1 protein-coding gene is annotated in these 237 nt (G+C 56.5%); it reads left to right on the top strand.

Translation table 11 applies throughout. From position 1 onward, the window contains the following. Positions 1-237 (top strand): CorA family divalent cation transporter (locus R0J92_RS26465; protein WP_411053874.1); only part of this gene is annotated, 237 nt, incomplete at both ends.

Below are 237 nucleotides of genomic sequence, written 5' to 3'. Positions count from 1 at the left end.
CGTGACGAAGGCGACCTGATCGACCCGCAGACGCCGCTATACCTGCGCGACTGTCACGACCATGCCGGCCAGCTTCTGGACATGATCGAGACCGACCGCGAAATCTGCTCCAGCCTGATCGATATCCATCTTTCGAGTCTTAGCATCCGTCTCAACGAGGTGATGAAGGTTCTCACGATGATCGCCACGATCTTCATCCCGCTGACCTTCATCGCCGGGGTTTACGGCATGAATTTC

Source organism: Tritonibacter sp. SIMBA_163 (genome assembly GCF_046535935.1).
Taxonomy (GTDB): Bacteria; Pseudomonadota; Alphaproteobacteria; order Rhodobacterales; family Rhodobacteraceae; genus Epibacterium; species Epibacterium scottomollicae.
This window is presented reverse-complemented; position numbering and strand designations above follow the sequence as displayed.